This is a genomic window from Burkholderia sp. Ac-20379 (genome assembly GCF_017104645.1).
Lineage (GTDB): Bacteria > Pseudomonadota > Gammaproteobacteria > Burkholderiales > Burkholderiaceae > Burkholderia.
This window is the reverse complement of sequence record NZ_JAAGPF010000346.1, coordinates 1-7521: the sequence shown is the minus strand read 5'-3', so window position 1 is coordinate 7521 and position 7521 is coordinate 1. Positions and strand designations below refer to the sequence as shown.

The window sequence follows — 7521 nt, the reverse complement described above, 5'->3', positions numbered from 1 at the left end:
GAACGTCAACGCGCCGACGCGGCGCTGGTTGTCGCGCATCCGGGCGAAGCTGCGCAGCGACCAGTCGGTCTGCTTCGTGAACGCCTGCTGATACGCGGCGCTGTGGAACACGTCGAGCGCGGTGGTTTCGTAGAGCGCCAGATAGCGGCGCGGCGCGCCGTCGTTGGCGAGGAAGCGCCGCGCATGCGTGAAGCCGGCGATGCCGACGCGTTCCTGCATGTGCTCGCGGTCGTACCAGGCGTTGAAGTCGTCTTCGGTGCTGGGATCGGTGTCGGTCCAGATGCAAAGCTGGCCGGGCCGGGAAGTCGGCTGATCGCTCATGGTGGCGTTCCTGCGTAAGGTTTCGGACAGGCGCAGTGTGGCGAGAGCGGGCCGGGTCAGTCCAACAAGAAAAAAAATACGGGTTGAACAGGTTTTCTTATCGTTTCGGCGCGTGGCGCGGGGCCTCGTCCGGCTCGGGGCCGCGCGCGGCCATGAACGCGCGCGCCGTGTCGGCCGCCAGCTCGGCGATGCGCGCCGACAGCGGATGCGGCAGGCGATGGCAGGCGACCAGCGGCATCGGCGTGAAGTTGCTGTCGGCGTCGAGCACCACCAGCGAGCCGTCGCGCAACTCGCGCTCGATGATGGCGGGCGGCAGCGCGGCCACGCCGAAGCCGTCGGCCACCAGCCGCACGATCGCCGCCACCGAGCTGATGCAGTTGACGCGCACCGGCCGCTCCACGGCGCGCGCGAATTCGCGTTCGATCGCCGTATGCGGCCCCGAATGCCGCGAGAAGCTGATGACCGGGTGCTCGGCGAGCGCGTCGAGCGTGATGCGCCCGCCGCCCAGGCCCAGCGACGGGCTGGCCACCCAGCGCATCGGGAATTCGCACAGCGGCGCGTTGACGAATTCGCGATCGGCCAGCGTATCGGTCTGGAGAATCAAATCCACCGCGTCGGCGCGCAGCCACTGCACGAGATGGATCGTGGTGTCGCTCGTGACCTCCACCTCCAGCCTCGGAAAGCGCTCGCGGATCTGCGCCATCAGTGCCGGGAACCAGCTGTGCACGATCGATTCGATCACGCCGAGGCGGATCAGGCCGGCGTCGGCGTCGGTGTCCTCGACCTCGCGGCGCATTTCGTCGCCGAGCCGCACGATCCGTTCCGCATAGCCGAGCATCTTGCGGCCGGCCGGCGTCAGCGTGGCCGAGCGCGAGTTGCGGTCGAACAGCCGCACGTCGAAGCTTTCCTCGAGCGCGGCGATGCGGCTCGACACGGCCGCCTGCGTGGTGTGCAGCTTCTCGGCGGTCAGGCGGAAGTTCTGCAGGCGGGCGAGCCAGATGAAGGTTTCGAGAAAACGGATGTTCATGATGCGGAGCGGAAAACGTTGCGTAAAGCGGGACAGAAGCGGGGCCTGCGCACCCGGCGCGGTTCGGGCAGGCCGAGCGGGGCGGCAATGCCCGCGATGATAGCGCGGCCATTTTTCGGGACGGCCGCGATGCGTGGCGGGTGTGGCGTTGCGTCCCGTTCGATAGCAAAAACTTTTTGACGCGAATTTATTTTCTTGTTGGAGCGAAGCCGGCGGGCTGGGCAACACTTCGGCATCCGAACGCGCGGCATCGGCCCGCGGCTTTCCACGCAGCGCGCCGGCATTCGCGGCGCGTGCGGGGAGAGTCGGAGTCCTGATCAATTCGGCGTGATTCGACACCACACCACGACACCACGACATGGCCCGCCCGACGGTCCAAGAGGAGCCTGCATGAACCCTTCGCGCCACTCACGCCATTCGCGTCATCCGCAGCCGCCGCGCCGCTCGCGCGCCGGGCGCCTTGTCGCCGCGCACCTGGCGTCGAGCCTCGCCGCCGGCGCGGCGATGGGCGCCGCCGCGAGCGCGCACGCGCAGTCGAGCGTCACGCTGTACGGCACGATCGACACGGCGATCGTCTACGCCAACAACGCCGGCGGCAAGCGTCAGTTCGAGATGAACAGCAGCAACGTGCTCGGCAATCGCTGGGGCCTGCGCGGCTCGGAGGAGCTCGGCAACGGCCTGCGCGCCGTGTTCGATCTGGAGAACGGCTATTCGTCGACGACGGGCGGCTTCCAGCAGGGCGGCGATCTGTTCGGCCGCCAGGCCTGGCTCGGGCTCGCGTCGCAGCGCGCCGGCACGCTGACGGTGGGCCGCCAGTACGACGCCGCGGTCGATTTCATCGGGCCGTTCATTGCCGGCACGCAATGGGCCACCTATCTGGGCGGCCATCCGGGCGACCTCGACAACACCAACAACGATTACCGCTCGAACAATTCGGTGAAGTACACCACGCCCACCGTGAACGGCTTTCGCGCGAGCGGCCTCTACAGCTTCGGCGGCACGCCGGGGCAGTTCGGGCGCAATTCGATCTGGTCGCTGGGGCTCGGCTACACGGGCGGCCCGCTCGCGCTCGGCGCGGCCTACGTGCATGTGAAGGATCCGAATTTCTCGTATTTCGGCAACAACACGACGTCGAGCGCGACCGGCAGCAACATGGCGGCCAGCCGCGTGTATTCGGGTTATGCGTCGGCGGGCAACGAGCAGATCGTGGCGGTGGGCGGCACCTACACGGCCGGCCCGGCGATCATTGGCGCGGTGTATACCAACACGCGCTTCGGCGAGCTGGGTTCGCACGCGGCGCTCGATCCGCTCGGCTATCGCGGTTCGGCGGCGTTCCACAACGCCGAGCTGAACCTGCGCTACTACCTGACGCCGGCCTGGCTGCTCGGCGCGGCCTACGACTACACGCGCGGCTACGGCGCGAATCGCGTGACCTATCAGCAGGGCGACATCGGCGCGACCTACATCCTGTCGAAGCGCACGCAGGTGTATCTGGTGGGGCTGGTTCAGCACGCGTCGGGCACCGATTCGACGGGGCAGGCCGCGGTGGCCAACATCAACGGGCTGACGGCTTCGTCCACGCCGAATCAGGTGTCGGTGCTGGCGGGGATCACGCACCGGTTCTGAGCGGGATTCCGGAGGAATGGCGGCGGGCGGGCCGAGGCTGGCTCGTCTTGCGTGACTTGTCGTCGAGCTTCGAGCGCGGCGCTGCGAATGGATGCGGCAGCGGCAGCCGGCAGGATGCCGGAAGGCGGGAGACGGAAGGCGGGAGACGGGCGGGCCAAAGCCCGCCCGTTCCGCATTACTCGTTGCCGTGCTTCAGGCGCAGCGCCACCACGGCGGCGATCGCCAGCGCCACGGCCAGCAGCGTCAGGCCATTCTTGGCGTTGCCGGTGGCCTGTTCGATCGCGCCCACCACGGTCGGGCCGACGAAGCCGCCCAGCAGGCCACAGGTGTTGACGAGCCCGAGGCCGCCGGCCAGCGCGCTGCCCGTGAGCCTCGACGCCGGGAACGTGAAGATGATCGCCTGCACCACGAAGAACATCGCGGCGGCCACGCACACGCACAGCAGGCCGAGCGCCGGCGTCGCATAGGCGGCGCACACAAGGCCCAACGCCATCACCACCAGCCCCGTGCAGAGCAGCGAACGCGAGCGCTTCGAATCGCGCGCCAGGCGCGGCAGCGTCGCCGCGCCGAGCGCGGCGGCGATCCACGGCATCGCGCTCAGCAGGCCCACGGCGAACGGCGAGAATTTGCCCGACGCCGAGATCATGCCGGGCAGGAAGAAGATCATCGTGTAGATCGTCAACTGGTGGCAGAAGTAGACGAAGATCGCCAGCCAGATCTGCGGATCGCGCACCGCGAGGCCGAACGAATGGCCGCCGTGCGATGCGCTGCCGGCCTGCTGCTCGGCGAGCAGCGAGCGTTCGAGCGCGCGGCCCGTTTCGGCCGGCAGCCACGCGGCGGTGCTCGGCCGGTCCGGCAGCTTGCGCCACACCACGAACGCCATCAGGATCGCCGGCACGCCCTCGACGGCGAACAGCCACTGCCAGCCGTGGAAGCCGAGCGCGCCGTCGAGTTCGATCAGCGCGCCGGCCAGCGGCCCGCCCACGATATTCGCCACGCACACGCCCAGCAGGAAATAGCCGGTGGCGCGCGCGCGTTCCTCGCGGCCGAACCAGTACGTCAGGTACAGCATCACGCCGGGGAACAGGCCGGCTTCGGCCGCGCCGAGCAGCAGGCGCATCACGTAGAACGAGGTCTCGCCCTGCACGAACGCCATCGCGACCGACAGCAGGCCCCAGGTGATCATGATGCGGGTGATCCAGAAGCGCGCGCCCACGCGGTGCAGCACGAGGTTGCTCGGGATTTCGAGCGCGGCGTAGGTCAGGAAGAACAGGCCCGCGCCGAGGCCGTAGGCGGCCGACGAAATGCCGAGATCGACGCCCATCGCGTGCTTCGCGAAGGCGATGTTGGTGCGGTCGAGGAAGCTGATGACGTAGGCGACGATCAGGATCGGCATCAGCTTGCGGAACAGCAGCCGGTTCAGCGACGCGCGGGCGTCGCCTTCCACGGCGGACAGGTCGGCGGTGTGAGTGGACATCGGATAGGTCTCCATCTGCAACGATCCGGCACGCGGGCCAGCCCGGCGTGCGGGTTCACGGTCAAGGGCCTGCGCGGGCGTGCCGGTCGCGCGTTTATCGGTGGGGTGCGCTCGCGGAGCGCGGGTTGGCTTGCGTCAGAAGTTCACGGCGTCGCCTCCCTTCAGGCCGAGCATGGCGCGCGCCTCGGCGGGCGTCGCGATCTCCAGCGAGAGCCCTTCGAGCACCTGGCGGATCTTCGTAACCTGCGCGGCGCTCGATTCGGCCAGCTTGCCGGGGCCGATCCAGAGCGAATCCTCCAGCCCGACGCGCACGTTCGCGCCCTGCGCCGCGCCGATCGTCGCGAGCGGGATCTGGTTGCGGCCCGCGCCGAGGATCGACCATTCGTAATCCGAACCGAACAGGCGGTCGGCCGTGCGGCGCATGTGCATCAGATCCTCGGGGTGCGCGCCGATCCCGCCGAGCAGGCCGAACACGCTCTGCACGAAGAACGGCGGCTTGGCGAGCCCACGATCGACGAAGTGCGCGAGGTTGTAGAGATGCGAGATGTCGTAGCACTCGAATTCGAACCGCGTGCCATTCGCGCCGCAGCTCGTCAGGATGGTTTCGATGTCGGCGAACGTGTTCTTGAACACCAGGTCGCGGCTGTTCGCGAGGTGCTCGCGTTCCCACGGATGCTTCAGCTCGGGGAAACGGTCGAGCATCGGATACAGGCCGAAGTTCATCGAGCCCATGTTCAGCGAGGCCACTTCCGGCTGGAAGTGATGCGCGGGGCGCAGGCGCTCGGCGATCGTCATGTGCGGGCTGCCGCCCGACGTGAGGTTGATGACGGCGTCGGTGCGCGCCTTGATGTTCGGCAGGAATTCGGCGAACACGGCCGGATCCTGGGTGGGCTTGCCGTCGGACGGGTTGCGCGCGTGCAGGTGCAGGATCGCGGCGCCGGCTTCGGCGGCGGCCACTGCCGCATCTTCGATTTCGCGCGGCGTGACGGGCAGGTACGGCGACATCGACGGCGTGTGGATCGCGCCGGTCGGGGCGCAGGTGATGATGACCTTGCGGGCTTTGGCCATGGTCGGGGCTCTCGTGAGGTGCGTTGCGTTCGTGAATGGGATGGGCGGCGCGGCGCTTACAGCACTTCGACGTTGCCGCACACGGACAGCGCCTGCCCCGAAATGCCGTGCCCGCCCGGCGAGCAGAGGAACAGCGCGGTGGCGGCGATCTCGTCGGGGTCCGTCATCCGGCGCAGCGAGATCTTTTCCAGGTAGCGCGCCTCCATCTCGTCGTAGCTCAGGCCGAGCTGTTTGGCGCGCGCGTCGATCACGCCGGTCATGCGCGGGCCGCGCACGATGCCGGGCTGGATCGCGTTGACGCGGATGCCGGCCGGCCCGAGTTCGATCGCGAGGCTCTTGACGAGGCCGACGATCGCCCACTTGGTGGCCGCGTACGGCGTGCGGAACGCATAGCCGAGCCGGCCCGCCACCGACGACAGCGCGATGATCGAGCCGCCGTGTTTGGAATCGCGCAGCATCGGCACGGCCTGGCGCGCGAAGCGGTATTGCGCGTCGAGGTTGATCGACATGGTGCGTTCCCAGTCGCCCGGGTCGATCTCGTCGACGCCGCCGGTGGGGCCAGCGATGCCGGCGTTGTTGACCAGCACGTCGAGGCCGCCGAGCGTGGCGCGCACGTCGGCGAACACGCGATCGATGGCGGCCGGATCGGCCACGTCGGCCAGTGTCGCGCCGATCGCGGGCTTGCCGGGGCGGTCGTTCAGCGCGGCGATGGCCGCTTCGGAGGCGTCGCACACATGCACGCGCGCGCCGCATTCGGCGAACGCGTCGGCGATCGTGAGGCCGATGCCGGCCGCGCCGCCCGTGACGAGCACGCGCAGGCCGGAATAGGGTTTGAGCAGATCGAGAATGGCCATGCCGGTGTGTCTCCTGATTCGTATTTCGTTCTACTGAGGGTTATCGCGACGGCGGCGGCGGAAAAACCGTGAAGAAGCCGCCGATGCCGCGTGGCCGGCGCGCCGTCAGGCGCGCACGGGCTTGAGCCGGGTTGCCTGCGCGGTGTTCAGCGTGGCGGTGAGGTCGTGTGCGGCGCCGTCGATGTCGAGCGCGATGCCGGCGCGCGCACCGGCGCTGTCGCGGCGGGCCAGCGCGTCGACGATCGCGCGGTGCGCCACCATCGAGCGGCGCATGTGCGGGATGTCGGGCGCCACCATGTTCAGGAACGGGCCGATCCGCATCCAGAGGTTCTCGACGATGGCCAGCGTGCTTTCGCTCGCGCCGTGCCGGTAGATCGCGCGGTGGAACGCGAAATTGCCGCGCAGGTATTCGCGTGTGTCGCCGGCCTCGGCGTGCACGTGTATCGTCTCGCAGAGCGCGCGCACTTCCTCGATTTCGGCGTCGCTCATGCGCGCGGTGGCGCGTGCCGCCACGCAGCCTTCGAGCGCGATCCGCACATCGCGCAGCTCCTCGAGCATCTCGACCGTCATCGGCGGCACGACCATCGCGCGGTTCGGGCCGTCCACCAGTGCGCGCTCGGCGCGCAGGCGGGTCAGCGCCGCGCGCACCGGCATGGTGGACGAGCCCACCGCTTCGGCCACGCCGCGCAGGCTCAGGGCCTGGCCCGGCGCGAAGCGGCCGCTCATCAGCGCTTCGCGCAGTTGCAGATAGACCTGATCGGCCATCGTTTCCGATTCGACGGCTTGCAGGGCGGGCGGGGCGATACGAGGGGCCAAGGCGGAACTCTCCGGGTTTGATCTGTGATCACACTGTGTCGATGTGCAGTGTTGTCGATTCGCGTGCGGGCGTCAAGATTCGCCTGATCAGGGAAAACGCGGGGCAGGCGGTTCTGACGCAGGTATCCGGCGATATATGCGCCAAACAAATGAATCGAGAAGAAAAATCCATTTGTTTCATGAAGCGGCGATGTCTAGGATGTCGAACATCGCGGTTTCACCGCCGGCCTTCGCCTTCAGCCTTTACTTCGATCACCGAACCATGTCCACGCCCGCCGCCCGTCCCGCCGTTTCGTCCCGCCCGTCCGCCGCTGCGGCCGCGCTCGCCGCCG

The 7521-nt window shown here is 68.6% G+C and carries 6 protein-coding genes and 1 pseudogene; 1 reads left to right on the top strand and 6 read right to left on the bottom strand.

The window, feature by feature from the left end; genetic code table 11:
• Window positions 1-321, bottom strand: a pseudogene (locus G3N92_RS28410) (hypothetical protein); the annotation flags it as partial.
• A 97-nt stretch (window positions 322-418) separates the two neighbouring features.
• Window positions 419-1348 carry a LysR family transcriptional regulator gene (locus G3N92_RS28405; RefSeq protein WP_206130905.1) on the bottom strand — a complete coding sequence of 310 codons (930 nt, stop codon included), beginning with the start codon at window positions 1346-1348 and terminating at the stop codon, window positions 419-421.
• Between the two features lie 390 nt (window positions 1349-1738).
• Here G3N92_RS28405 and G3N92_RS28400 point away from each other — a divergent pair, with 390 nt between their 5' ends.
• Window positions 1739-2974: a porin gene (locus tag G3N92_RS28400; RefSeq protein WP_206130904.1), complete on the top strand. Its 1236-nt coding sequence runs from the start codon at window positions 1739-1741 to the stop codon at window positions 2972-2974.
• 175 nt (window positions 2975-3149) lie between these two features.
• Here G3N92_RS28400 and G3N92_RS28395 read toward each other — a convergent pair whose 3' ends face one another.
• The 4 genes from G3N92_RS28395 to G3N92_RS28380 form a co-directional block, all read right to left on the bottom strand.
• Complete coding sequence (locus G3N92_RS28395; protein ID WP_206130903.1) at window positions 3150-4451, bottom strand: MFS transporter; 1302 nt, start codon at window positions 4449-4451, stop codon at window positions 3150-3152.
• 135 nt (window positions 4452-4586) lie between these two features.
• Window positions 4587-5519, bottom strand: a complete 933-nt coding sequence (locus G3N92_RS28390) for a 3-keto-5-aminohexanoate cleavage protein (protein ID WP_206130902.1) — start codon at window positions 5517-5519, stop codon at window positions 4587-4589.
• Window positions 5520-5575: 56 nt separating this feature from the next.
• Window positions 5576-6373: an SDR family oxidoreductase gene (locus G3N92_RS28385; RefSeq protein ID WP_206130901.1), complete on the bottom strand. Its 798-nt coding sequence runs from the start codon at window positions 6371-6373 to the stop codon at window positions 5576-5578.
• 105 nt (window positions 6374-6478) lie between these two features.
• Window positions 6479-7189 carry a GntR family transcriptional regulator gene (locus tag G3N92_RS28380; protein WP_206130900.1) on the bottom strand — a complete coding sequence of 237 codons (711 nt, stop codon included), beginning with the start codon at window positions 7187-7189 and terminating at the stop codon, window positions 6479-6481.
• Window positions 7190-7521: the final 332 nt, after the last annotated feature.